The sequence below is a fragment of the Pseudomonadota bacterium genome (genome assembly GCA_039714795.1).
In the GTDB taxonomy this organism is placed as follows: Bacteria; Pseudomonadota; Alphaproteobacteria; order JAGOMX01; family JAGOMX01; genus JBDLIP01.
Window position 1 is genome coordinate 1 of record JBDLIP010000005.1, and the last position, 24,586, is coordinate 24,586.

The 24,586-nt window shown below is 45.8% G+C and carries 25 protein-coding genes and 1 pseudogene; 10 read left to right on the forward strand and 16 right to left on the reverse strand.

From position 1 onward, the window contains the following. Nucleotides 1-173 precede the first annotated feature (173 nt). Nucleotides 174-302: a DUF6444 domain-containing protein gene (locus ABFQ95_00760; GenBank protein MEN8236073.1), complete on the forward strand. Its 129-nt coding sequence runs from the start codon at nt 174-176 to the stop codon at nt 300-302. A gap of 88 nt (nt 303-390) precedes the next feature. After that, nucleotides 391-1,541 (forward strand): annotated as a pseudogene (locus ABFQ95_00765) (ATP-binding protein). 128 nt (nt 1,542-1,669) lie between these two features. Here the strand turns inward: ABFQ95_00765 and tolB are convergent. From tolB to gltX, 12 genes are all read right to left on the reverse strand, one after another. After that, nucleotides 1,670-3,016, reverse strand: coding sequence for a Tol-Pal system beta propeller repeat protein TolB (gene tolB, locus ABFQ95_00770; protein MEN8236074.1), 1,347 nt, complete (start codon nt 3,014-3,016; stop codon nt 1,670-1,672). 12 nt (nt 3,017-3,028) lie between these two features. Continuing rightward, complete coding sequence (locus ABFQ95_00775) at nt 3,029-3,907, reverse strand: energy transducer TonB (GenBank protein MEN8236075.1); 879 nt, start codon at nt 3,905-3,907, stop codon at nt 3,029-3,031. Continuing rightward, nucleotides 3,904-4,377, reverse strand: coding sequence for a protein TolR (gene tolR, locus ABFQ95_00780; protein MEN8236076.1), 474 nt, complete (start codon nt 4,375-4,377; stop codon nt 3,904-3,906). The genes ABFQ95_00775 and tolR overlap by 4 nt, the downstream gene beginning before the upstream one ends. A 5-nt stretch (nt 4,378-4,382) precedes the next feature. Continuing rightward, nucleotides 4,383-5,117, reverse strand: coding sequence for a protein TolQ (gene tolQ, locus ABFQ95_00785; protein MEN8236077.1), 735 nt, complete (start codon nt 5,115-5,117; stop codon nt 4,383-4,385). After that, nucleotides 5,114-5,572 carry a tol-pal system-associated acyl-CoA thioesterase gene (ybgC, locus tag ABFQ95_00790; GenBank protein ID MEN8236078.1) on the reverse strand — a complete coding sequence of 153 codons (459 nt, stop codon included), beginning with the start codon at nt 5,570-5,572 and terminating at the stop codon, nt 5,114-5,116. Before ybgC ends, tolQ begins: the two co-directional genes overlap by 4 nt. Then, entirely contained in the window at nt 5,562-6,599 is a 1,038-nt protein-coding gene (gene ruvB / locus ABFQ95_00795) for a Holliday junction branch migration DNA helicase RuvB (protein MEN8236079.1), read from the reverse strand. Before ruvB ends, ybgC begins: the two co-directional genes overlap by 11 nt. Beyond that, on the reverse strand, nt 6,596-7,207 hold the full coding sequence (gene ruvA, locus ABFQ95_00800) for a Holliday junction branch migration protein RuvA (protein MEN8236080.1): 612 nt from the start codon (nt 7,205-7,207) through the stop codon (nt 6,596-6,598). Before ruvA ends, ruvB begins: the two co-directional genes overlap by 4 nt. Continuing rightward, nucleotides 7,204-7,710, reverse strand: coding sequence for a crossover junction endodeoxyribonuclease RuvC (ruvC, locus tag ABFQ95_00805; GenBank protein ID MEN8236081.1), 507 nt, complete (start codon nt 7,708-7,710; stop codon nt 7,204-7,206). The genes ruvA and ruvC overlap by 4 nt, the downstream gene beginning before the upstream one ends. 23 nt (nt 7,711-7,733) lie before the next feature. Next, complete coding sequence (locus tag ABFQ95_00810) at nt 7,734-8,480, reverse strand: YebC/PmpR family DNA-binding transcriptional regulator (protein MEN8236082.1); 747 nt, start codon at nt 8,478-8,480, stop codon at nt 7,734-7,736. Nucleotides 8,481-8,565: 85 nt separating this feature from the next. After that, nucleotides 8,566-9,333: an RNA methyltransferase gene (locus tag ABFQ95_00815; protein MEN8236083.1), complete on the reverse strand. Its 768-nt coding sequence runs from the start codon at nt 9,331-9,333 to the stop codon at nt 8,566-8,568. Then, nucleotides 9,318-10,694 (reverse strand): cysteine--tRNA ligase, encoded by a 1,377-nt coding sequence (gene cysS / locus ABFQ95_00820; protein ID MEN8236084.1) that lies wholly within the window; start codon nt 10,692-10,694, stop codon nt 9,318-9,320. Before cysS ends, ABFQ95_00815 begins: the two co-directional genes overlap by 16 nt. Before the next feature lie 11 nt (nt 10,695-10,705). Beyond that, a complete protein-coding gene (gene gltX / locus ABFQ95_00825) occupies nt 10,706-12,055 on the reverse strand; it encodes a glutamate--tRNA ligase (GenBank protein ID MEN8236085.1) in 1,350 nt (449 codons plus the stop codon). A gap of 227 nt (nt 12,056-12,282) precedes the next feature. Here gltX and ABFQ95_00830 point away from each other — a divergent pair, with 227 nt between their 5' ends. The 4 genes from ABFQ95_00830 (at nt 12,283) to ABFQ95_00845 (ending at nt 16,358) form a co-directional block, all read left to right on the forward strand. After that, nucleotides 12,283-13,005 (forward strand): outer membrane beta-barrel protein, encoded by a 723-nt coding sequence (locus tag ABFQ95_00830; protein ID MEN8236086.1) that lies wholly within the window; start codon nt 12,283-12,285, stop codon nt 13,003-13,005. A 142-nt stretch (nt 13,006-13,147) separates the two neighbouring features. Continuing rightward, entirely contained in the window at nt 13,148-14,437 is a 1,290-nt protein-coding gene (proS, locus tag ABFQ95_00835; GenBank protein ID MEN8236087.1) for a proline--tRNA ligase, read from the forward strand. Beyond that, the gene (locus ABFQ95_00840) at nt 14,438-15,685 is read left to right on the forward strand and encodes a lipoprotein-releasing ABC transporter permease subunit (protein ID MEN8236088.1); all 1,248 of its coding nucleotides are present in this window, start codon (nt 14,438-14,440) and stop codon (nt 15,683-15,685) included. Continuing rightward, nucleotides 15,678-16,358 carry an ABC transporter ATP-binding protein gene (locus ABFQ95_00845; GenBank protein ID MEN8236089.1) on the forward strand — a complete coding sequence of 227 codons (681 nt, stop codon included), beginning with the start codon at nt 15,678-15,680 and terminating at the stop codon, nt 16,356-16,358. The genes ABFQ95_00840 and ABFQ95_00845 overlap by 8 nt, the downstream gene beginning before the upstream one ends. Here ABFQ95_00845 and ABFQ95_00850 read toward each other — a convergent pair. Further along, nucleotides 16,355-16,729 carry a hypothetical protein gene (locus ABFQ95_00850; protein MEN8236090.1) on the reverse strand — a complete coding sequence of 125 codons (375 nt, stop codon included), beginning with the start codon at nt 16,727-16,729 and terminating at the stop codon, nt 16,355-16,357. The genes ABFQ95_00845 and ABFQ95_00850 overlap by 4 nt on opposite strands. 321 nt (nt 16,730-17,050) lie before the next feature. Here ABFQ95_00850 and miaB point away from each other — a divergent pair, with 321 nt between their 5' ends. Continuing rightward, nucleotides 17,051-18,406 carry a tRNA (N6-isopentenyl adenosine(37)-C2)-methylthiotransferase MiaB gene (miaB, locus tag ABFQ95_00855; GenBank protein ID MEN8236091.1) on the forward strand — a complete coding sequence of 452 codons (1,356 nt, stop codon included), beginning with the start codon at nt 17,051-17,053 and terminating at the stop codon, nt 18,404-18,406. On the opposite strand, the gene ABFQ95_00860 is transcribed toward miaB, so the two are convergent. From ABFQ95_00860 to ABFQ95_00870, 3 genes are read right to left on the reverse strand one after another with little or no spacing between them, the layout of a single operon-like run. After that, nucleotides 18,396-18,890 carry a DUF2155 domain-containing protein gene (locus ABFQ95_00860; GenBank protein MEN8236092.1) on the reverse strand — a complete coding sequence of 165 codons (495 nt, stop codon included), beginning with the start codon at nt 18,888-18,890 and terminating at the stop codon, nt 18,396-18,398. The two genes, miaB and ABFQ95_00860, sit on opposite strands and share 11 nt — an antisense overlap. Beyond that, nucleotides 18,853-19,320: an outer membrane lipid asymmetry maintenance protein MlaD gene (gene mlaD, locus ABFQ95_00865; GenBank protein ID MEN8236093.1), complete on the reverse strand. Its 468-nt coding sequence runs from the start codon at nt 19,318-19,320 to the stop codon at nt 18,853-18,855. Before mlaD ends, ABFQ95_00860 begins: the two co-directional genes overlap by 38 nt. A gap of 24 nt (nt 19,321-19,344) precedes the next feature. Continuing rightward, nucleotides 19,345-19,722 (reverse strand): NADH-ubiquinone oxidoreductase subunit NDUFA12 family protein, encoded by a 378-nt coding sequence (locus tag ABFQ95_00870; protein ID MEN8236094.1) that lies wholly within the window; start codon nt 19,720-19,722, stop codon nt 19,345-19,347. 179 nt (nt 19,723-19,901) lie between these two features. On the opposite strand from ABFQ95_00870, the gene rimP reads away from it, so the two are divergent. The 3 genes from rimP to infB are packed head-to-tail and all read left to right on the forward strand — an operon-like array spanning nt 19,902 to nt 24,574. After that, nucleotides 19,902-20,375 (forward strand): ribosome maturation factor RimP, encoded by a 474-nt coding sequence (gene rimP / locus ABFQ95_00875; protein MEN8236095.1) that lies wholly within the window; start codon nt 19,902-19,904, stop codon nt 20,373-20,375. A 40-nt stretch (nt 20,376-20,415) separates the two neighbouring features. Then, nucleotides 20,416-21,957, forward strand: a complete 1,542-nt coding sequence (gene nusA / locus ABFQ95_00880; GenBank protein MEN8236096.1) for a transcription termination factor NusA — start codon at nt 20,416-20,418, stop codon at nt 21,955-21,957. A gap of 28 nt (nt 21,958-21,985) precedes the next feature. Beyond that, nucleotides 21,986-24,574 carry a translation initiation factor IF-2 gene (gene infB / locus ABFQ95_00885; protein MEN8236097.1) on the forward strand — a complete coding sequence of 863 codons (2,589 nt, stop codon included), beginning with the start codon at nt 21,986-21,988 and terminating at the stop codon, nt 24,572-24,574. Nucleotides 24,575-24,586: the final 12 nt, after the last annotated feature.

The window sequence follows — 24,586 nt, forward strand, 5'->3', positions numbered from 1 at the left end:
GTTGTTAGTAAAAATTCTTTTCCTAGGAGGGGATGGAAAGGATGGGTAACCTTGAAACAGGTGTGCTCATTGTATGCAGTTGACTGACTTATTAAACAAGATGGGTTATGGAAACTTATGACGATCGATTCAATTGATGCCACCAAAACAATAGAGCACACCGAGCTGTTAATCTGCTTTATGATCGTCTAAACCTCAATAGCCAAAACAGCAGCAAACCACCCTCCAGTGATCCAAATAGAGAAAAGACCAGTCGATCAAAGGTGAAGAACCCTCCAAACTTCATTTCAAATCCATGGTAATAAAATAATGCTCTTTCATTTTTACCTTGCAAATCTGGACCAAGAGTCCATAATTGCAAGGATGATAACACGAAGAATATACACTTAACTGTTACACTTGCTCGATCATTATCCAGCGGTTGCATTGCTTGGCCCCCGTCAGGTTGGTAAAACAACGCTTGCTCTTGAGCTTGCTAAAGACCGACAAGCGATTTATCTCGATTTGGAATCTGACAAAGATCGATCTAAGTTAGTAGATCCTGAACTTTACCTTTCAGATCATGAGGATAAGCTCGTGATTCTTGACGAAGTCCATCGGCTCCCAAATTTATTTCAGAATCTACGTAGCCTCATCGATCAAGGTCGAAGGAAAGGCTTGAATGTAGGGCGTTTTCTACTGCTTGTGTGTTGGTTCAGCTTCTGTAGATCTTTTGAGACAATCTGGTGAATCACTTGCAGGACGCGTTTCTTACCTTGAGCTTGTTCCCTTGGATATTCTTGAAGTTAATAGCAAGCAAATTGATAAACTCTGGATCAGAGGCGGATTTCCAAGCAGCTTTCTTGATTCTACAGAAAACATGAGCCTTAAATGGCGCCGCGATTTTATCAAAACCTACCTCGAACGGGATAATACCGCAAATTGGGCCAAAGATTCCTGCTGAAACCCTTGGTCGTTTTTGGATGATGCTGGCGCATAATCAGGGTGGTTTACTCAATGCTGCAGCACTTGCGCGCGGCCTAGGTGTTGATGGTAAAACCATCGCTAAATATCTGGACCTGCTTGTGGACTTATTACTGGTTCGCAGACTTCCCCCCTGGCACAATAATCTTGGCAAACGTCTTGTCAAATCCCCAAAGATTTATGTGCGGGATAGTGGCATTACTCACGCACTTTTAAAATTACAAAACAAAGAGGCAGTGTTGGGACACCCTATTGTAGGTATGAGTTGGGAAGGATTTGTTATCGAAAACCTTATTGCAGTCGCCCCAGAAGATACCGATACATACTTTTATCGCTCATCAGTGGGAGCTGAAATTGATCTTCTTTTGCGCTTTCCTGGAGATCAATTATGGGCCATAGAAATTAAGCGCAGCCTAACTCCAAAGCCGCGTAAGGGCTTTGACATTGCTTGTGATGATTTAAAACCCGATGCACGCTACGTCGTCTATCCTGGGTTGGAACAATTTCCAGTTTCTGCTCATACCAGAGCCATCAACTTATTTGATCTAGCTAAAAAAGCAAGAGCTATACCGAAGTGAAATCAAAACCTCCGTTTCCTGATACGCTCAAAGTGCTCATTTACACTTGTAAACTGCGCGCTTCTCGCTATCATTAAACTAGAGGTTTTGATTTCACGAGAGTATACACTGTAGCTGGAAAACCCAGCTCAAGGAATCAAAGGAGACCATGAAGGACTTACTGCACTTTCTCCCCTGGGTGTGGGAATGATGCGCTCATTGTGTCCTGTGATATCCACCATATACAGTTTGCCTGGAAGTTGGCTGCGACCTCTACCTCGATCAGACCTTGTATACATAAGAACGCGGCCATTTGGAGCCCACGTGGGTTCTTCAACCAAATAACCTTGAGCAATGAGCCTCTCACCGGTTCCATCAGGCTTAATGACACCGATATAAAAGCTTCCCTGATACATTTTTGTAAAAGCAATCAGGTCACCGCGCGGTGACCATACAGGGGTGGCATAACGACCATCTCCAAAGCTGATACGATGGATGCCAGAGCCATCAATATTCATGACATAAAGTTGCTGCGTCCCCCCACGGTCTGAATTGAAAACCACCTGTCGACCATCGGGCGACACGCTGCCTGAGGTATCAATTACAGAGCCATAAGTTAGTCGCTGATATGTCCCTCCGCCCAGATTTACCATATACAAAGAACTGTTACCACGATCTGAGAGACTAAAAATCAAACGATTGCCATCGGGCAAAAAGCGTGGTGCAAAAGTCATATTTTTAAATTTCCCGATCACCTTCACGCTTTTATTTTTCAGATTCATCAGTTTTACCCGAGGCGTCTTGCCATCGAGACCATAATCCATAAAGGTAATCTGTTGCACCGTTGGTGAAAACCGTGGTGTAAGCGTTAGCTTATCACCTCTGGTGAGGTAATGGTGATTGGCTCCATCTTGATCCATCACTGCAATGCGTGTGCGTTTCTTTTTTCCTGCACCCGTTTCAGAAACGTAGGTTATGCGCGTGTCAAAGTACCCCTTTTCTCCCGTCATTCTTTGATAAATAGCATCAGCAATCTTGTGGGCAGCTCGGCGCCAGTCTTTTTTATTGAATGTCATGGACAGGCCTTCAATTTGCTGTTCGGCAAACACATCAAACAGGCGAAAATCCACACGGAACTGATCACCAGACATCTCTGTGACCTTACCAACTACAAGTGCTTGGGCTTGCAGCAAACGCCAGTCAGCAAACCTTGGTGCGCCATTTACAGCAGTTGAGTCTTGAATAAAAGCAGCAGGATCAATGGGACGAAACAGTCCTGAATTTTTAAGATCATTGGTGAGAACTTTGGTAACATCAAGAGCCACCTGGGTTTCCGAACTTGCATCTTTACCAGCTATAAAATTGGTAATGGCAATGGGAGTTGGAGCCATGGTTCCTTGGGTAATATCTACGTTGAGAGAAGCGTATGCGGTCGTACATAGATCACTAGTGATCCATAATGTTAAAAATAGAAAAAGAGAGAGAAATCTTTGCATGATCATTCCTTTCTAAAGCATTTCTTTGGGATTAAAGGTGAATGTAAATTCTTTCCATTGTTTATATTTGTTAGCTGGCAGCTTTAACGGGCTGCAATTAGGGTGTAGTACAGCACGCAGTGCACTTTCTGCAGCTATTTGGTAGTAGGGCCCTTGCTGTGTTGACATTGAATTTACAACCTTTGCGTGCCGCACGGTTCCGTCAGGATTAACTGAAACTGAGATTTTAACTACCAAATTTTCAGCATCACGAGCCCCTGCTGGAATGTTCCAACAGCCTGCAATCTGCCGCCTTAAAGCATCCAATTCACTCATTGAAAGCCTATCACTGATATCTCCAGAATGCACAGGAGTATCTTCGTTTACCTTTCCCGCATTAGCAGTCATCGGTACCGCAGCTGCGCTTTTTTGTAGATTTTTCAACACCGAATTAAAATCACGCTGCGGCGTTTTTTTCTTAGCTGGTGGTGTGACCTTTTTTTTAGGCTTCACCTTAGGTTGAACTTTTTTAGGCTTGGGAGTAGGTTTAGGAGTTACTTTAGGTTTTTCCTTGGGTTTGTCTTTGGGTTTAATGGGCGCAGGTTTCAGTTTAGGAACTGACTCTGAAACAGGTGGAGTTGATGGTTGCGGGAGAGGTTTTGGTTTTTTCTCCACAGGTTTCGGGACATGTTCCGGAGTTGGTTTTTTGGCAAGCTCAGGTGGTTTTTCTAAGATTTCTTCAACGGGTGATTTGCGGGGTGCCTTGGTTGTTTCTGAAATCTCTGGCACCACTTCAATGGCAATGGGTTGCAACGTAACCAGGGTATTTGGCGCCCAATGCGGCAACCCAAGAATAAGGAGGGTCAGCACAAAGACGTGCAAACTGGCTGAAAGAGTAACCCCTTGCTTCATGACTGCCTTGATTTTTGCCGAGTGTTGCCTGCATATTTTGGCATTTCTGTCAGGAGCGCCACCTTTTCAAATCCAGCTGCTGTAATGGTTCCCATCACCTGCATCATTTTGCCGTAGCTAATGGTGCGATCACCGCGGATAAAAATTCGTGTTTTGGTGTTTTCTAAAGCAATTGCTTTAAGGCGCGGCGCTAAGGCTTCCAATGAAACAGTGGTTTCTTGCAAAAAAATTTCACCTTGGGGCGAAATAGATACCACGAGCGGTTCAGTTTTTTCATTGACGGTTCCTGCATCCACTTCTGGCAGATCTACAGGAACTCCTACTGTCATTAATGGCGCCGTCACCATAAATATAATCAGCAACACCAACATCACATCCACAAAGGGTGTGACATTGATTTCACTCATCGCTCTAGGGCGGCGCCGCAGTCCATTTTGTGAGCGTGAGGAAGAGTTGATAGAGACCCCCATAAAACTTAAGCCTCTTCTAGATGATTGGAAAAGATTGAGCCAACTTCTTGGACAAAACCATCGAGATGCCCGGCATAACGATCCAAATCATGAGAAAGTTTGTTATACGCAATCACCGCAGGGATAGCTGCAATCAATCCCAGCGCTGTTGCAAACAGGGCTTCAGCGATTCCTGGAGCCACCACTGCAAGGTTGGTGCTTTTCATCAAGGCGATTCCCTGGAAACTATTCATAATCCCCCACACTGTTCCGAACAAGCCAATAAAGGGCGCTGTTGCCCCCACGGTTGCCAAGAAACCAAGGTGTTGTTCCAGTAAGTCCAGTTCACGATTTGCTGTTAGCCGCATAGTTCGATTCAGCTTTTTTAAAATCCGATCTTGTGCCTCAGTTGAACTCATGATTCCTTTCTTGCCCACACGTCTCCATTCCTGCATGGCTGTTGCAAAAACGCTGCTGAGAGGATCTTTAGGGGGAGTTGCCGTGTGATCATAAATTGCATCCAATGACTTACCAGAGGTCAGCAAGATTTCAAATTTTTCTCCTGCAGCGGTGTAACGACGCAGGGTCATTGATTTGGAAAAGATAATCGTCCAGCACCAAAAAGAGGCTCCAATAAGCAATAGAATGACAACTTGGACGATAAAATCAGCCCCTAGAAATAATCCAAAGAGAGAAAAATCGGGCGTGGCACCTGACGTTCCCATCGTTGTTGCATTCATCGTTGTACTTATCTCACTCATTGCGTGTTTCTCCTTAACGCTATCTTGCAAAATCTATTCATTTCTAAAGCATCTATAAATGCAACCGGGATTCGAATTGGCTTTTTTTGGTTATCGATGCAAGCAAGCTTTACACTTATTTGCACCAGTTTTTCTCCCTGCCTAATGATTTCCTGTTGCATTGTTACAGTCATACGACGGAGTTCCGTCACACTAGTCTGCACAGCAAGGCAATCATCCAAAAAACCCGGATGCAGATAGTCTACCGTACATTGACGTACAACGAAAGCCTGTCGATTTTGTTGCAACATCAATGAGTGATGTAAACCAAACTCTCTGAGCATCTCAGTTCTGGCACGTTCTGCAAACTTTAGATAATTGGCATAGTACACGATACCGGCTGCATCCGTATCTTCGAAGTACACACGAACATTGTGGATGTGTTTTTGCGTAGAATTCAGTAAATCATCCGGCATTCATTTTGCCTCCAATCAGCTTAAGCTGTGGATCAACTGGAGCTTGCAGACCTAGATAGCCATACCCTTCACTTGTCAGAACGCGACCCCTTGATGTTCGGTGGATAAGTCCCTGTTGAATAAGGTAAGGCTCAATCACATCTTCGACCACATCCCTTTGCTCTGAAAGAGCTGCTGCGAGTGTTTCAACACCCACTGGTCCGCCGCCATAGTGCACAGCTAAACGCTCTAGGTATTGCCGGTCCATTGCGTCCAGTCCTCGATCATCAATGTCTAAACGGTTTAAAGAGTGTTGTGCTGTTGCCAGATCAACGACTTCTTTGTTCATTACAGTTGCAAAGTCACGCACTCGCCGCAACAATCGTCCGGCGATACGCGGTGTGCCTCGAGAACGTCGGGCAATCTCTTTTGCGCCTTCTGGATTTAAATCTAGTTTCAGTAGTTGCGCTGAACGACGGATGATCAGTTCAAGTTCTGCAAGGGTATAAAACTGTAGATGTACGGGTATCCCAAAGCGATCTCGAAGAGGCGCTGTAATTAAGCCAGCTCGGGTGGTGGCTGCCACAAGCGTAAAAGGGGGCAAATCAATTTGCACCGAGCGCGCAGCTGGCCCTTCTCCGATCATAATGTCAATTCTGTAATCTTCCATTGCCGGGTAGAGAATTTCTTCAACCGCCGGATTCAGTCGGTGAATTTCATCGATAAACAAGACATCATTGGGTTGTAGGTTTGTTAAAACTGCGGCTAAGTCACCTGCTTTAGCCAAAACTGGTCCTGAAGTTGAGCGAAACCCAACCCCAAGCTCACGAGCTACAATTTGCGATAATGTTGTTTTACCAAGACCTGGAGGGCCATGTAATAAGACATGATCTAGGGCGGATTCTCGTCGTTTTGCTGCCTCAATAAAAACGCATAAATTGGCACGCGCTTGCTCTTGGCCGATAAACTCGCGCATATTAAGGGGACGCAGTGACTTATCAGCCTCGTCTTCTGCGAGCTTTTCGGTTTCAATGACACGATCACTCATGCAACTGCCCTTGAGAGTTTTGCAAGGGCCGCGCGAATTAAATCGGTAACCTCAAGGGTTTCAGTTGCCGCATCCTGAATTTGCCGCAAGACTTCAGAAACTTGAGCTTGCTTGTATCCCAGCTGTGTTAGTGCCAATCGGGCTTCCTCGTAAGCTGGGGAAACTTGCGCCACACTGGATCCACCAGTCGCGCTAATACCAGAAGCACCTAAACTCTTTTCCTTCAACTCGTTGACAATGCGGGCGGCCAACTTACCCCCCACACCGTCAGCCCTGGTTAACAGTGTTTTATCTTGCGAGGCAATTGCCACATGAATATCATTTGGAGTTAATACCGACAAAATAGCAAGCGCAACTTTCATACCCACGCCCTGAACGGTTGTCAAAAGGCGAAACCAATCTTTTTCATTTTCACTGTAAAAACCATATAACTGCAAACTTTCCTGTCGCATAACCGTTTCAATGAAAAGTGTTATGGACTCTCCTAAAGCTGGAAACATGCTCAACGTCTTTTGTGAACAGGCCACTTGGTAGCCCACACCATTTACGTCAATAACTAAGAAGCCATCTCCTAGTGTATCAATCACTCCTCTTAATTTAGCAATCATGCAGCGATTCCCTTATTCCAAAAATTGCTTGTCGTACTAAAATGTGCATGACAAACAGCAGTTGCCAGCGCATCAGCTGTATCAGAAGTTAAAGCCCCGCATGTTGGCAGGACGTGCTGCATCATGATTTTCATTTGTTCTTTGGTTGCATGGCCGGTGCCAACAACGGATTTTTTGATTTGATTGGCTGTGTATTCACTTACCTTGAGTCCTTTGTATGCAGGCGTTAATAGGACTACACCTCTTGCTTCTCCAAGTTTCAAAGTCGTCGTTGGGTTGTTATTAACAAAAGTTTTTTCAACAGCCGCGTCTTGCGGTTGATGTAAATCGATCACCTGACAAATCTCTTTGAAAATATGGCTCAAGCGCTGCGCCATATCCAGGGATGTGTCAGGAGAGATAAGCCCATGAGCAATGTGGCCAAGCTTTGAGCCATCTATTTCAACTATACCCCATCCAGTTCTGCGCAGACCTGGATCTAATCCTAAAATTCTTCTTACCATAATCAGTTAATTACCTACTAATGTTACGATTTCAACTGCTCCAGCACCTCATCTGAAACTTCATAATTTGCTGAGATGGATTGCACGTCGTCATTATCCTCCAGCACCTCCAATAACTTAAAAAGAGACTGCGCATGATCCAAATCTACTGCGGTTGTATTTTTGGGAATCCACGACAAGCAAGCTCTTTCTGGATCACCAAATGTCTCCGCCATGGCTTCACGCACGGCGTGTAGATCATCAGGATTACATTGAACCTCATGTAACTCACTGCCAGATTCAACATTGGTTGCACCTGCTTCCAGGGCACCTTCAAAGATTTTTTCTTCAGAGATAGTATCAGCTGGATATTCTATTAGCCCAATCCGATCAAACATAAAAGCTACACTATTGGTTTCGCCCAAGTTGCCGCCAAACTTGGTAAATGCGGAGCGAACTTCAGAGGCAGACCGATTGCGGTTATCGGTTAACACATCAACAATGAGCGCAACCCCTCCGGGTCCATAGCCCTCATAACGCATTTCTTCGTAGTCGGCAGCTCCGTCTTCACCCGACCCCCTACTGATTGCCCGCTCCATCGTATCCTTGGGCATATTTGAAGAACGCGCCAAATGAATAGCAGATCGCAATCGGGGGTTAGAATCTGGATCAGGCCCAGAGCGGGCTGCAACGGTAAGCTCACGAATGATTTTGGTAAATACCTTGGCGCGTTTTTTATCCTGCGCGCCCTTACGGTGCATAATGTTTTTAAATTGGGAATGACCTGCCATGGGCTCGTTTCACCTAAATAAACTATAATGGTTTCTAATAACCCTATAGTTTCATATCCCGTTTGCAAGCGTCAACCCTTACAATTCATTCTTTATTCTCCTTGCGGGAATGGTAAGGATGCGCCAGGCTAGAGACGATTCCACGCAAAGTTCGGACTTCTTGGGCGGTAAATGCGCTGCGCAAAAACATATTGCGAATGTTGCGAACCATGACCGGGCGCTTGTCTAGTACCCTTAAGAATCCAGAAGCATCTAGCTCTCGTTCGAGGTGTTCGAAAAAACCCAACAGCTCTTCCTTGGTAGCAAAGGGACTGTCATCTTTTTTAAGGCGTTCAGGTTCGGTATCATGCTGGATTTTAAACCACTCATAGGCAATTAGCAAAACGGCCTGCGCCAGATTGAGTGAGGAATAGTCCGGATTGAGGGGGACGTGAATCAGACCATCAACAAGGCTCATATCCTCATTGTCCAGGCCCGTGCGTTCTGGACCAAACAAAACACCAACTCGAGAGCCCTCTTGAGTAAGGCTCTGCATTTTTTCAGCCAATTTTTGCGGCGTTAGCACATACTTATTCATATCGCGAATACGCGCTGTGGTTCCAAACACCAGGTTCAAATCAGCAATTGCCTCTCGGGTTGACTCAAATACTTGTACATTGTCAAGAATGACATGAGCTCCAGCTGCTGGTTTAATGGCGTGGATATTTGGCCAGCCCCCTTTGGGTTGGACCAAGCGAAGTTGGGTTAGCGCCCCATTGTACATGGCACGTGCCGCTGTGCCGATATTTTGTCCCAGCTGTGGCTTGACCAGAATGATCACCGGTGTATTGTCTGAATCTACTTGCGGCGCCATAGAGTCCCTTGCGGAGTATCTTCTAGCTCAATATTGTGTTCATGCAACAGATCGCGAATGCGATCGGCCTCGGAAAAATCTTTTTGTTTGCGGGCTTGATTGCGAGCTTCAATCCAGCGGGTAATTCTTTCCTCTGTGAGTTGACCGTGTGCCGCGGGCCGAGTCCACGTCATCCAGTCTTCAACTGATTGCTCGAGAAACCCGAGAAACTGCGCTGATCCCAGCAAAGTTTCCTGCAATAGATGTTTGTCCTCGGGCGATTGTGCCGTATGAATTGCTTGCGCCAACTCAAACAAGCAGGCAAGAGCCAATGGAGTATTAAGATCATCTGCAAGTGCTGCCAGCATCTTTGGGGCGATCTCTCCCGGCGTGACGTCAGCTGCACCACGCAAGCTATTATAGAGTCGATCCAGGCTGTTTTTTGCTTGCTCGAGAGAGCGATCGCTCCAATTCAGGGATTGCCGGTAGTGGGTCGACAGCAACAAGAAGCGTACCGTTTCTCCGTGGTGCTGTTGCAGAGCATCATGCAGTGTTACGAAGTTCCCCAGTGACTTCGACATCTTTTCTCCATTTACTGTGAGCATACCATTGTGCATCCAGTATCGAGCAAAGGTCTCCGGTCCGTTTGTGGCAACACTTTGGGCGAGTTCGTTTTCATGATGCGGAAAGATCAGATCTTGTCCGCCGCCATGAATATCAAAGCTAGCTCCTAGGTATTTGCAACTCATAGCTGAGCATTCAATGTGCCAACCCGGACGGCCTCGTCCCCACGGACTTTTCCACCCTGGAAGATGAGAGGCAGAGGGTTTCCACAACACAAAGTCGGCCGGGGCGCGTTTGTAGGGGGCAATTTCAACACGAGCTCCGGCAAGCATATCGTCCAGGCTGCGTTTGGACAAAGCGCCGTAACTGCTTAAGCTTGCCACACTAAAGAGCACATGACCTTCAGCAACATAGGCGTGCCCCTTATCCAGAAGGTCATTGATCATAGCAATCATTTCAGGAATATGATCTGTTGCCCGTGGCTCCCGAGATGGGGGCAGTGCGTTCAGTGCGGCAATGTCTTGGTGAAAGTAGGCAATGGTTTGTTGGGTCAGAGCTTGGATCGGAATGCCTTTTTCAGCGGCTCGGTTGTTAATCTTATCATCCACATCGGTAATATTGCGAACATAGGCAACTTCAGCATATGTGTGCCTTAAAATGCGATACAGCGCATCGAACACCACAATCGGGCGTGCATTACCAATGTGCGTTCGATCATAAACCGTTGGTCCACAAACGTAGAGGCTGACCTTTCCGGGTTGTTGCGATTTAAACGGCTCTTTTTGATGGGTGAGGGAATTGTGGAGTTTTAAATCGATCATGGGTTGGATTAAGCTCGTTTGCCGGCAAGACGCTGGGAGGTTTTTTGATAGCCAATTTGTGGCAATAATAACTTCATTTCTGGTCCGTGCGAGATCCCGGTTAAAGCCTCACGCAACGGCATGAAGAGTTGCTTGCCTTTGCGCCCGGTTTTTTCTTTAATTTGTGTCGTCCACAGTTTCCAAGTTTCTTCTGTCCACGGTTCCGGCGGCAGTAAATCTTTTGCCTGGCCAATATATTCAGTATCCTGAATCAGTGGAGTGATTTCTCCACGGCAAATTTGTACCCACTCTTTAACGTCTTCAAGACGATTGAGATTGGATTGGATCAATTGCCAAAAATCTGCATCTACATCTGCAAGTCCTAAAGCGTGCAAGCGCTTTTGTATGCTTGCAAAGGGTAGGCTATGCAATAGTTTGGCGTTCATCTGATACAACTCATCTGGGGAAAATCGAGGCGAAGAGCGCGTTACGTGCGCTAAGTCAAACTCATCAATGAGTTGCTGCATGGAATCTGTTGGTTCAGGAGACTCGGAGGTGCCAATTTTGGCCAATAGACTAGTGAGCGCCATGGCTTCAATGCCTTCTTGCCGGAAATACCGGATGCTTAGGCTCCCCAATCGCTTGGAAAGCCCTTTTCCAGCTGCATCCATTAATACAGGTAGGTGGGCATAAGTCATCTGCTTTGAATCATGCCCAAGAGCTTCGATCAGTTGAATTTGTATGGCGGTGTTGGCGATGTGGTCGTCGCCCCTTAGGATATGGGTCACGCCCATATCAATGTCATCAACCACAGAACAGAGCATATAAACGGGACTGCCATCTTCGCGAACCAGGATTGGATCGCTTAGATGATCGGCTTTAAAAGACAAAGGTCCACGGATAAGGTCATGCCATTCGATCAGTCCAGGGGTCAACTGTAAACGCCAGTGCGGTTTTCGACCCTGTTGGGCAAATTTTTCGATTTGCTCAGGAGTGAGCGAAAGAGCAGCGCGATCATACAAAGGAGGTTTGCCCTGAGCCAGTTGTTGCTTGCGTTTGAGCTTGAGTTCTTCAGCGGTTTCATAACAAGGGTACAGCTGGCCTGTTTGCTTCAGGGTTTCAAGAGATTTTATATGCTGTTGGCACCGCTCTGTTTGTCGGTAACAGTGGTCAAATGTCAATCCTAACCATCTAAGGTCATCCTGGATGACTTGAACAAATTCTTCTGTGCTGCGCTCGGCATCAGTGTCGTCAAGGCGCAAAATAAATTGCCCGTCTTGCTTTTTGGCAAACAGCCAATTGACCAGGGCGGTGCGAACATTTCCAACATGTAAGTAGCCTGTGGGGCTAGGGGCAAAACGTACTACAGTGTGGCTCATGCTTGCGGTATCCAATTAGTTCAGTGCTGATCCTTTACCCATAGCAGATTACAGCTTTACTGACCAGACTGTGTCTTGAATGACACATACGGCGATATTTCTGCTTTGCCTGCAAGGCCTGTTAATTGACCCAGAATCTGGTTGAACTATAGTGAGCGGTGAGGATGGTGCAGCAAAGAGCGCATCATTTAGGTGTTAAATCAAGTAATTTTGAGAGGATCAAAATCATGAAAAAGTTTGCAGTTGCTCTAGCAACGACAGCCCTGGTCTCAGGTGCTGCTCTTGCAGATGCTAAGAAATTCGACGGCCCCTTTATTGGTGCTCAGATTGGTATAGCCCAAAGTGATGGGAAGTTTGAAGTTCAAGACCGTTCTGTTAACTCTCTCAACCAAGTGCAAGGAGGGGATCTTTCTACCAAGGGTGTTGTTGGTGGTATCCACTTAGGTTGGGATAAAGTGTTTCAGAACAAGTGGTTGCTTGGTTTGGAGGTGTATGGTGACTTGTCATCTCTAAATGGTAAAGCGAGCCTCAGTCAAACAAATACGGCAGGTTTTGGTGGTAGCAATAAGGTTGACATGGACTGGTCTATTGGTGTGAATGTTCGTGGTGGTGTGATCATCAGTGATACATTGGCGTATCTAAGTCTTGGCTGGGTCGGGAGTGACTGGGAAATTAGACAGACAGATAATCGCCCAGGATCTGATAATCGAAATGCCAAGAAAGACAAGTTCAAGTCTGGTTTCCGGGTTGGTTTAGGTATGGCGACCATGCTAAATGATAATCTAATGCTGGGAGTCGAAGCTGCTTATTCCTGGTACGATGATATCAAGGTGTCACGCACTGATGCTGATCCTATTATTGCTGATAGAGAGACTTTAATTTCCAAATACGATCCTGAAGTCTTAGAAGCTAAGCTTAAACTTAGCTGGAAGATCAGAGGCATCAGCTAAAACCTGATCTTTACTAACTATTTGCTAGATCTATCGAACCGAGGTCAGAAATGGCCTCGGTTTTTTTTATAGACCGCAGCAACAGGTTTGTGTCAAGATAGTTCAGAATCACGACTTACAACTCACAAGATGTTTGCCGCTCATGAAACGTAGCCATTCTTTTTTAACGACTTTAAGAGAAACACCGGCAGAAGCAAAAATTGTTTCGCATCGTTTGATGTTGCGTGCTGGCATGATTCATCAGACCTCTGCGGGAATTTATTCTTGGCTACCCTTGGGATTGCGGGTGCTGAAAAAGATTGAGCAAATTGTTCGGGAAGAGCAAGACAAAGCAGGGGCCCAAGAAGTTATTTTACCGCTAGTGCAACCGGCGGATTTGTGGCGCGAAAGCGGGCGCTATGATGCGTATGGCAAGGAAATGTTACGCTTTTGCGACCGGCATGAGCGAGACATGCTGTATGGTCCCACCGCAGAAGAGGTGATTACGGATGTATTTCGCCATGCGGTAACCAGCTATAAGCAACTGCCGCAACTTTTGTACCAAATTCACTGGAAGTTTAGAGATGAAATCCGGCCGCGGTTTGGGGTGATGCGCGGACGTGAATTCCTAATGAAAGACACATACTCCTTTGACATTAGCCAAGAGGCCGCGCGCCTTAGTTACCAATTAATGTTTCGTACATATTTAAAAACCTTTGCCCGGCTTGACTTAACCTCGGTTCCTGTTAAAGCACCTACAGGTCCCATTGGCGGCGATCTAAGTCATGAGTTCCAAGTATTGGCTGAAACCGGTGAGAGCGAGATTTTTTATGACGTTCAGTTAGAGCAACTCCGCCAGGATCCAGCGGAGGTTGACATTGATAAGCTGATCCAAATTTATGCAGCCGCCGACGAATTGCATGATCCCAAGACCTGCCCAGTACCTGAGGATCAGCTTAAAACAGCTCGCGGCATCGAAGTCGGGCATATTTTTTATTTTGGCACCAAGTATGCAGAGCCGATGAACGCCCATGTCAGCAATCAAGACGGCGAAAGGGTACCGGTGCATATGGGCAGCTATGGCATTGGGGTTTCCCGGTTGGTTGCAGCTATTATCGAAGCGCACCACGATGCCAAAGGTATTATTTGGCCGGAAAGTGTTGCGCCATACAAAGTAGGATTGGTTAATGTTCGCACTGGCGATCAGCCTTGTGATGCTTTGTGTGATCAGATCTACCAAAGCCTCAGTAATGCAGGCGTTGAGGTGCTCTACGATGACCGCCCAGAAAGAGCGGGAGTTAAGTTTGCCGACATGGATTTGATTGGGCTGCCCTGGCAAATTATTGTTGGACCTCGAGGAGCCCCGCAACGTCAGGTTGAGCTGAAAAATCGCCTCACCGGTGAGGTTGTAACCGAAGGGGTTGCAAGCGCCATAGAGCGCATGATTGCTTAGATGTTTAAAGCATTTGAAAGAAAAATAGCCTTTCGCTATTTGCGCACCAGGCGCAGAGAGAGTTTTATCTCAATCATTGCCGGATTTTCAATTTTGGGAATCACCCTAGGTGTGGCAACCCTGATCATTGTGATGTCGGTGATGAATGGTTTTCGCGATGAGCTAACCAAACAAATACTGGGATTCAACGGACATCTGGGAATTCACTCTGCACGTCACACGAATTGGATTGATTTTCAGCCTCTTACTGCACAACTCAAAAATATTGGTACCATTAAGGCCGTAACCCCTATGATTGAACGCCAAGCCATGGTGATGAAGCATGGCATTGCCCTAGGGGCGATGGTGCATGGGATCGAAAGCAAAGATCTAAAGAATCGCAAAACCATAGCTGCGAATATTCGCTTTGGTGATTTAAACGCATTTACTGCGCCTGATACGGTGGTCATTGGACAACGTATGGCTGAAAAACTAAGGGTGTTTCCCGGGGATTCAATTACCCTTGTGTCGCCAAAAGGCACAGCCACTGCTTTTGGGACAGCCCCGCGCATGCGATCCTTTAGAATCGGTGCTATCTTTGCCGTGGGCATGCACGCCTATGACCTGACCAATATCTTTATCCCACTTGAGACAGCCCAGAAATTCTTCCAAACGGGACCTGGAATTTCTGGTGTCGAGATTTTTGTGCAAAACCCTGATGATATTGAATCTGTGCGCCGGGACATTGAAGCGATTGCCGCGCCAAATTTAAGAATTGTTGATTGGCGGCATGCAAATGCCCCCTTTTTTCAAGCGCTACAGGTCGAGCGCAACGTGATGTTCATCATTCTTACACTCATTATTTTGATTGCTGCCTTCAATATCATTTCTACCTTGATTATGCTGGTCAAGGATAAGGGACACGATATTGCCATCATGCGTACCATGGGGGCAACCCGACAGATGGTTATGCGGATTTTCTTGTTGACGGGAACCAGCATTGGAATTGTTGGCACGGTTTTTGGAACCATGCTTGGGTTGGCATTTGCACTGAATATCGAAACCATTAGGCAAGCTTTGCAGTCACTTACAGGCACAGAACTGTTTAGTGCGGAAATTTATTTTCTTTCGCAATTGCCAGCAAAAGTGAATTTCCCTGAAGTGATTGTTGTTACATCAATGTCTTTGGGGCTTTCGTTTCTGGCAACACTTTACCCTTCTTGGCGTGCTGCACGCCTTGATCCAGTTGAGGCGTTGCGTTATGAGTAACCCTCCCCTTTTAGAGCTACAAAAAGTTTCACACCTGTACCAGCAAGGAAAAAGTTCTTTGCAGGTGTTGTGCGAGGTTAGCCTTTCTTTGGTTCCTGGTGAAATTGTGGCTTTGGTTGGACCGTCTGGTGCTGGCAAGTCAACCTTGCTGCATATAGCAGGGCTCTTGGAAAGCCCTTCTGAGGGGGCAGTTTTGATTAATGGTGAGTCGAGTGAACGACTGTCTGATCGCAAACGAACCCAGCTCAGGCGGAAAACCATTGGATTTGTCTACCAGTTCCATCATCTGTTGCCGGAATTTTCAGCGCTTGAAAATGTAGTGATGCCACAATTGCTGTGTAATACACCCGCACGAGAAGCTGCAAAGCGTGCTGAGGAGTTGATTGCCAAAATGAAACTTACCAATCGAGTCACGCACCTTCCATCCCAATTGTCGGGGGGAGAGCAACAACGTATTGCAATTGCCCGCGCTCTTGCCAACCGCCCTCAAATTTTGTTAGCTGATGAACCCACAGGTAATTTGGATACAGCAACATCTGATATTGTTTTTCAGGAATTAGTGGAGTTAATTCGTCATTCAAAGACCGCCGCGCTGATTGCTACACACAATTCTGACCTGGCATCTCGCATGGATCGCAAGATTACGCTGGTTGATGGAAATATTGTTAATTAACCCAAAATTTCAATATTATAGTCCATGGACAAGGACGTAAAATCGTTATAGCCCGTGACACCATTAAGGATTAGCGATCCTCCTCCCATAAAATTAAAGACCAAAGCATTTCCTGTGTCCATAACAGATTCAACGTTGTCATCCAAATCAGCTAGATTTTTGCCAACCAAATCATCAAAAAAGAGAGCATCGTGAAATAATTCGAAATCTTCAACTATTAAGTTATTGGGGATTCCTTGCACACCACGCGCATTTCCCTCAAGATGAACGATGAACGCTTCTTTGGCATCAAGAACCCCTTGAGGCTCAGATCCAACAACCGGAAAGATTCCAGGAAGTACATCATTAATGTTCGTTTCTTTGATATCCATAATAACCACCATCCGTAAATATTTTTACTTTCTTATATAAGTATTGTATCATTTAATTGTCAAAAAATAAAGTGAAACAAAACAATAACTCAGACATAATATGAGTTATTGTTTATTGTAGTAACTTGCAGCGCTTTATACTCTCGTGAAATCAAAACCTCTAGTTTAATGATAGCGAGAAGCGCGCAGTTTACAATTGTAAATGAGCACTTCGAGCGTATCAGAAAACAGAGGTTTTGATTTCACTTCAGTATATACTTGAAGATAAGCTGATGCAGGGTTACAGTACGGAATCATTGTGATCAAGGAATACGGACGTTGATACGTAAAAAGCTGTATATTAAGACCTACGGATGCCAAATGAATGTCTACGATTCAAGCCGAATGGCTGATGTGGTTTCTCCCCTAGGGTTTGTTGCTGTCAGAGAACCTGATGCTGCTGACATGATTATTTTAAATACATGTCATATCCGCGAAAAAGCAACTGAAAAAGTCTTTTCGGACCTAGGGAGACTGCGTGAGCATAAGGAACGACGCGCTTTAGAAGGTAAGCAGACTTTAATTGCTGTTGCAGGGTGTGCGGCACAGGCCGAAGGAGATGAGATCATGCGACGTGCTTCCTATGTCGACATGGTGTTTGGACCACAGGCCTATCATCAGTTGCCAGAAATGATTGCCAAGGCAGCGCGCAAGGTAGATGAAAAAGGACGTGGGATTCTTAATGTTGATTTTCCTGTGCAGTCTAAGTTTGATTCACTACCTCAGACCACAACTGAGCAGAACGTTTCTGCTTTCCTAACGATTCAAGAAGGATGTGACAAATTTTGTCGCTTTTGTTGTGTGCCGTATACACGAGGCGCTGAGTTCTCGCGGTCCATTGATGAGGTTTATCAGGAAGCCTCACATCTAGTGAACAAAGGCGCTAAAGAAATTACTCTGCTGGGACAAAATGTGAATGCCTACCACGGAGTATCTCCTGAAAATGCTTCCCAAGAGTGGGGTTTGGGACGACTAATGCAACACCTGAGTAGAATTGCTGGGTTGCATCGCATCCGATATATGACCTCACATCCAAGAGACGTTGATCAGGAATTGATTAGGACACATGCTGAAGATCCGAAGGTAATGCCTTATATTCATCTTCCGGTCCAATCGGGATCGGATGCAATCTTAAAGGCTATGAACCGTAAACACACCAGTGATAAATATCGCCAGATTATTGAGCAGTTTCGTAAAGCGCGCCCGGATATCGCGTTCTCCTCTGATTTTATTGTCGGCTATCCAGGTGAAACAGAAGCTGATTTTGAAGACACGTTAAGGCTGGCTGCTGACGTTCAGTTTGCCCAGGCCTATTCATTCAAATACAGTCCGCGTCCTGGAACGCCCGCAGCTGCACTGGAGGATCAGATACCTGAAGCTGTAAAATCAGAGCGGCTGAATCGCCTGCAAGATTTATTGCGCCAGCAACAAAATGCATTTAATGAGGGGACTGAGGGAACCACACAAACAATTCTTTTAGAGAAAAAGGGGCGTGAATCTGGTCAACTGGTAGGGCGCACGCCATATTTACAAGTTGTACACATACAAGCGCCTGAAAGTATGGTTGGGCAAATTATTGATGTGAAGATTACACAATCGGGTACGAATACCTTGCATGGTGAGGTTGTTAGTGCCTAAGGAGCGCATCCTTGACCCAAACATCGTAAACTGCGTGTTCGAGGGCGGAAAGAGCTGGGTTCGAGGCGAACATCCAGCCTGAAAAAACCATTTCTTTTTCCTCACCAGGTTTGCAGTCGTAGATTTCTAAAAAACATGCTGAATCAGGGACTTCCTCAGGTGGGGTACGATACGCTGCACGAACGTAGAGCTCTAAGGTCCCAAAGCGCACAAGTTGATTGATGAGGACTTTTGCTGTAAAGACACGCGCTGTAATTTTATCCAGACCCTCAATCACAACCTGATCTGCTTTGACCCACCTCTCTATGTCCTCAACATCTTCGAGGACGTCTTGTTGTTGTTCAATAACCTCAAACGAGTCGATTGCGCTTAGCGTGCTGTTGTTATCTGTTGCATTAGTACTGGCATTCAATACAACAGCGCTACAAAGTATAACAAATATTTTCTCAAGAATTCGATTTTGCATCATCAGTCTTCTTTTCATTGTAGATCATTTTACCAATCAGAGATTCAAGACTAACGGAGGATTGTGTGTAGATAATTTCGCCGCCGGGGCGAATTGTTTCATCCGATCCCCCTGGGACCAGAGCGATGTATTTTCCGCCTAGCAATCCTTCACTAGCAATCTCTGCTGACGTATCTTGTGGCATCAAGAGGTTTGGGGCAATCTCTAGAGTGACCACGGCCAAATAAGTCTTTGTGTCAATGCGTTGATCTGTGATAACCCCAACCTTAACTCCGCCGAGGCGTACATCGTTGCCAACATGCAAACCATCGATTCGTTCAAACTTAGCAGACAAAGGATAGCCGGTGGTTGGCGTTAGATCGGCACTTACGTAGGCAAACCCTAAAAAGAAGCCAGCAATAACAATGACGACAGCTCCCATTACAGTTTCGATAAGGTTATGGCGCATAAGGTTCAACTTTCATAAATATACTTAACTCTCGGAAGAATCATCACGCAGTTTAGAGGATTCCCAGCTTTGATAATAGGGTAAATTATTAACACTTGCAGAATCTTGTGGGTTTGGCTGGTAGGCATGCACTGTTCCGGTTAAATTGGGAAGATGCGATTTTTCCCAAGGATGTGGCTGGACTTCAACCTTTGGGACTTCGTCTGTTGTGCCGTGCAACCAGCCATGCCATGCTGCAGGCACTTTGGATGCTTCACTCATGCCTTGGTAGATGACCCAGCGCCGAGCTGTTTTTCTCAAGTGCTTTGCAAGGAGTGGGCGTTCAATAAAGTATTTGTTTCCAAAGGAATCTGTGCCAATGCACTTGCCTTTAAATTTCGTAAAAAGCCATGTTGATAGCACGATCTGACCTCGTTAAGTGTTTACCAGGATTCAACCAAGTTTCTCGTTCCTCTTATAACCTATTTATTCGCTAAAGCCCAATAAAACCTTGCTATTTGCTCTATATTTTTGCTACTTTGCTCTATCAGTTGCATGGCTGTTTGATGGGTACCGAAAGGGTATGGTGATTAAATCAATCTATGAGAGTTGTAGAGCAAATAGAACAATTATTGGATGAACCGCTCAGCAGGCTTGGTTTTGATATTGTGCGTGTGCAGATACAAGACTCAAAGCGCCAGGTTTTGGAGGTTATGATTGAGCGAAGAGATCGAGCCCCTGTAGCTTTGGACGATTGTGTGGCCGTGAGTCGGGAAGCTGCAATCCTGCTAGATGTTGAAAACTCTCTTAAAAGTGCTTATGTATTAGAGGTGACATCTCCGGGAATGGATCGCCCCCTGGTTAAGCCTGAAGATTTCAAGCGGTTTGTTGGTAGCACAATCAAGCTCCAAACAATGATCCCCGTCGATGATCAAAAGCGATTTCGAGGTACTTTAAAGGGTTTGGAAGACGAAAAGGTTGTAATTGAGGTAGAAGTAGGAAAGAATGAGGGGAAAGTTGTGCGGATCCCTCTATTAGAGATTAGCAGAGCTAATTTGGTGCCTGAATTTGGGTGAATTACGTAAAAAATGCAAACGACAATTTGAGTGAAAAAGAATGACCACACAAGGACAACGCCTAGAAATTTTGCAAGTAGCTGATGCTCTGGCCCGGGAAAAGGGAATTAACCGTGAAGAAGTTGTAGATGCCATTGAGCAAGCAATACAAAAAGCCGGCAACGCAAAATATGGGTTGGAAAATGATATTCGTGCCCACATCGATCGTAAAACGGGTGACATCACCTTGATGCGCTATCAAGAGGTGGTGGAAGAGCTTGAAAACGAGCATATGCAAATTACCTTAACGGATGCTCAAAAAAAGGATCCGGCGATAGAAACGGGGCAGTTTCTTTCTGAGATACTTCCTCCTGTTGACTTTGGGCGTGTTACTGCGCAGACAGCTCGGCAAGTGATTGTGCAAAGGGTCCGTGAGGCAGAACGCGAACAGCAGTACGAAGAGTTCAAAGATCGTATTGGGGAGATCATCAACGGTCTCGTTAAGCGAGTTGAATTTGGAAATGTGATTTTGGATTTGGGTCGTTCGGAAGGATTCTTGAGGCGAGATAATGTGATTCCACGTGAAACCCTAAGGGTTGGCGATCGAGTGCGGGCATATATTGCTGAAGTCCAACGTGATAATCATGCACCGCAAGTATTGTTATCAAGAACCCATCCCCAATTTATGGCAAAATTATTTACTCAAGAAGTACCTGAGATTTACGATGGGACGATTGAAATTAAATCCGTAGCGCGTGATCCGGGAAGTCGAGCTAAGATTGCAGTTTATGCAGCTGATACGACTCTCGATCCAGTTGGAGCTTGCGTGGGAATGCGCGGCAGTCGCGTACAAGCCGTGACAGGTGAGTTATATGGCGAAAAGGTTGATATTGTTCCCTGGTCGGCTGATCCTGCAACATTTGTTGTAAATGCATTAGCACCAGCTGAGGTTTCCAAAGTGGTTGTTGAAGAAGAAGAAAACCGAATAGATGTCATTGTTCCCGATGAGCAATTAAGTATTGCTATAGGAAGGCGCGGGCAGAATGTTCGTTTGGCGAGTGAGCTTACGGGATGGAATCTCGATATTATGACTGAGTCAGTCGACTCAGAGCGTCGCAAAGAGGTGATGGAAACTCTGTCTAAAGTTTTTGTAAAAGCGTTGGATGTTGATGATGTGATTGCACGTCTCCTGATCACTGAAGGATTTAGCAGCGTTGAAGAAATTGCCTATATTGATTTAGCTGAGCTAACCACTATTGAAGGGTTTGATGAGGAACTGGCCGCAGAGTTGCAAAATCGTGCCAAAGACTTTTTATCAGTCCAGGAAAAAGTGCAAACGGAAGAGTACCAGGAATCAGGTGTGACGGAAGATTTGGCTCGTTTAGAAGGTTTGACGCCTGAAATGCTGGTGATTTTGGGTAATAACAATATCAAGACTTTAGATGACTTTGCTGACCTTGCAACAGATGAAGTTCTGGAACTCCTCGGTAAGTTTAACTTTACGGAAGAAGAGGTGGGTGACCTAATACTTACTGCCCGCTCTCATTGGTTTGAGGATGAGCACAAAGAAATTCAACCCGAGATGAAGATAGAAGAGGACTGATACAATTTCGATCAGCAACATTAAAGCTATGAGTGACAAAAACGAAGAAAACGGAAAGAATACCCTAAGTTTGAAGCCGAAAAAGCTTGAACTTAAGAAGGTGGTAAGCGCAGGGCAAGTGCGCCAAAGCTTTTCTCATGGCCGCTCGAAAACGGTTGAGGTAGAGGTCAAAAAGAAGCGGCGGACGATCTCGAAGGAACAGCTAGCGTCTACTACTACCACTAATGAGGAGTCTGCACCTGAGCCTTCAAAAAAACCTATCTCGCAATCGGCAGAGCAAAGTTTACCTGCAGAAACTGACAAGGAAGAAGACACTAAATCCCAGGCTATTCCACATGGATTAACCAAAGAAGAGTGGGAAGCGCGCATTCGGGTGGTGAAGGCTGCAAAGAAAAGACAAGACGAGGAAGCAGCTTCTGATCACAATGAACAGCCTACGGGACGCACGCGTGTAGAAGTGGTCCACGAAGCACCACAACCCTTAAAGAAGAAAGAGGAAAAAACCGAACCCAAACCAGAACAAAAGATTGAAGAGTCTGCTACAGATGCTGATGCGGAGACTGGACAACAGAAATCTGTTCCTACTCCTACACCTACATCTTCTCACAAACCTCCTGTGAAAGGTAAAGATGCAACAGAAACGGAAGAACGTAGCCGGCGCCAAGCAGAAGCATCGCGTAGCGCTAAGCCGCGTCGCACAGAACCAAAACGCCGTGAAGGCAAGCTAACCTTACAGCAGGCCTTAGTGGCAGGTGAATCTGGTGACAGTTCTGGACGTGTCCGCAGTGAAGCTGCTCTGCGCCGAGCACGAGAAAAAGAAAAGCAAAAAGCTGCTGCTGCCTCCCAGCCAACGCAAAAAATTGTGCGGGAAGTTGTAATCCCGGAAACACTTACTGTACAAGAGCTCTCCAATCGTATGGCGGTCAGAGTGGTTGATGTAATCAAGTCACTCATGAAAATGGGAATGATGGTCACCATTAACCAAGTCATTGATGCTGATACAGCAGAATTGGTTGTGGAAGAATTTGGTCATACCTCAAAACGCGTTTCTGAGGCGGATGTTGAAAGTACGCTGCAAAAGATTGAGGACTCACCTGAATCATTAAAACCCCGTGCACCTGTGGTGACGATTATGGGGCACGTTGATCATGGAAAAACCTCCCTCTTAGATGCTTTGCGACAAACAGATGTCGTAGCCAAAGAAGCAGGTGGCATTACTCAGCATATTGGTGCTTATAAGGTACGTTTGCAATCCGACCAAGAAATTACGTTTATTGACACACCTGGTCACGCTGCGTTTACTGCAATGCGTGCGCGTGGAGCGCAAGTCACGGACATTGTCATCTTGGTTGTAGCGGCAGACGATGGAATCAAAGAGCAAACCGTTGAGGCCATCAATCACATTAAAGCTGCGGGTGTGCCTATGATTGTGGCTATCAACAAGATTGATAAACCAGGCGCTGATCCAGATCGGGTTCGTCAAGAATTGTTGAGCCATGAACTGGTCGTAGAAGAGTTGGGAGGGGATGTTATCTCGGTTGAGGTTTCAGCAAAGAAAAAGCAGAATCTTGATAAATTGGAAGAAAACATTTTGCTGATTGCTGAGATGCATGAACTCAAGGCCAATCCGGATCGTTCTGGACAGGGTATGGTCGTTGAAGCCAAGATGGAACAAGGTCGAGGAGCCATTGCGACAATTTTGGTGCAGAGTGGAACGATTAATATTGGAGACATTTTTGTAACCGGTTGTGAATGGGGAAGAGTTCGTGCTCTTCTTGATGATCACGGTAAGAGTATTAAGCAAGCAGGTCCTGCAACACCTGTTGAAGTGTTAGGACTGAATGGCATACCTGATGCTGGTGATGATTTTGCTGTCGTAGCCAATGAAGCCCAGGCGCGAGATATCAGTGAATATCGCAGGCGGAAATCTAAAGCCCAGCAATCTGCTGCCAGGCAACCTGCTACTTTGGAAGATATTTTCGCCAGTACGTCTGAACAAGAGAAAAAGCGGTTGGCTGTTGTCATCAAAGGAGATGTGCAAGGATCTGTTGAGGCAATCAGTAACAGCTTGACCAAGATCGTTAATGATGAAGTTGAAGTGAGTGTCCTACACACTGGTGTTGGAGGCATTACTGAAAGTGATGTGAGCCTTGCTCATGCCTCAAATGGTCTTATTATTGGATTCAACGTGCGAGCAAATCCCCAAGCACGTGATTGTGCCAGTCGTGACAAAGTTCCGATTCAGTATTATTCTGTGATTTATGATGTTATTGATGAAGTCAAATCTGCCCTTAGTGGTCTATTAAGCCCCGGCATTCGCGAAACAGCATTGGGACGCGCAGAAATTAGAGAGGTCTTTGACGTTAGTAAGGTCGGAAAAATTGCTGGTTGTATGGTAACCGAAGGACTCGTCAAACGTGGGGCCAAGGTTAGGTTATTGCGTGATGATGTGGTCATCCATACAGGTGATTTGAAAACTCTAAAACGCTTTAAGGACGATGTTAAGGAAGTACGTGAAGGATCCGAATGTGGTATAGCCTTTGAAAATTTTCAAGACATTCGGGAAGGCGATACCATCGAGTGTTTTGAAGCCGAAGAGGTTGCACGTACGGTTTAGCAAATCGTCTTC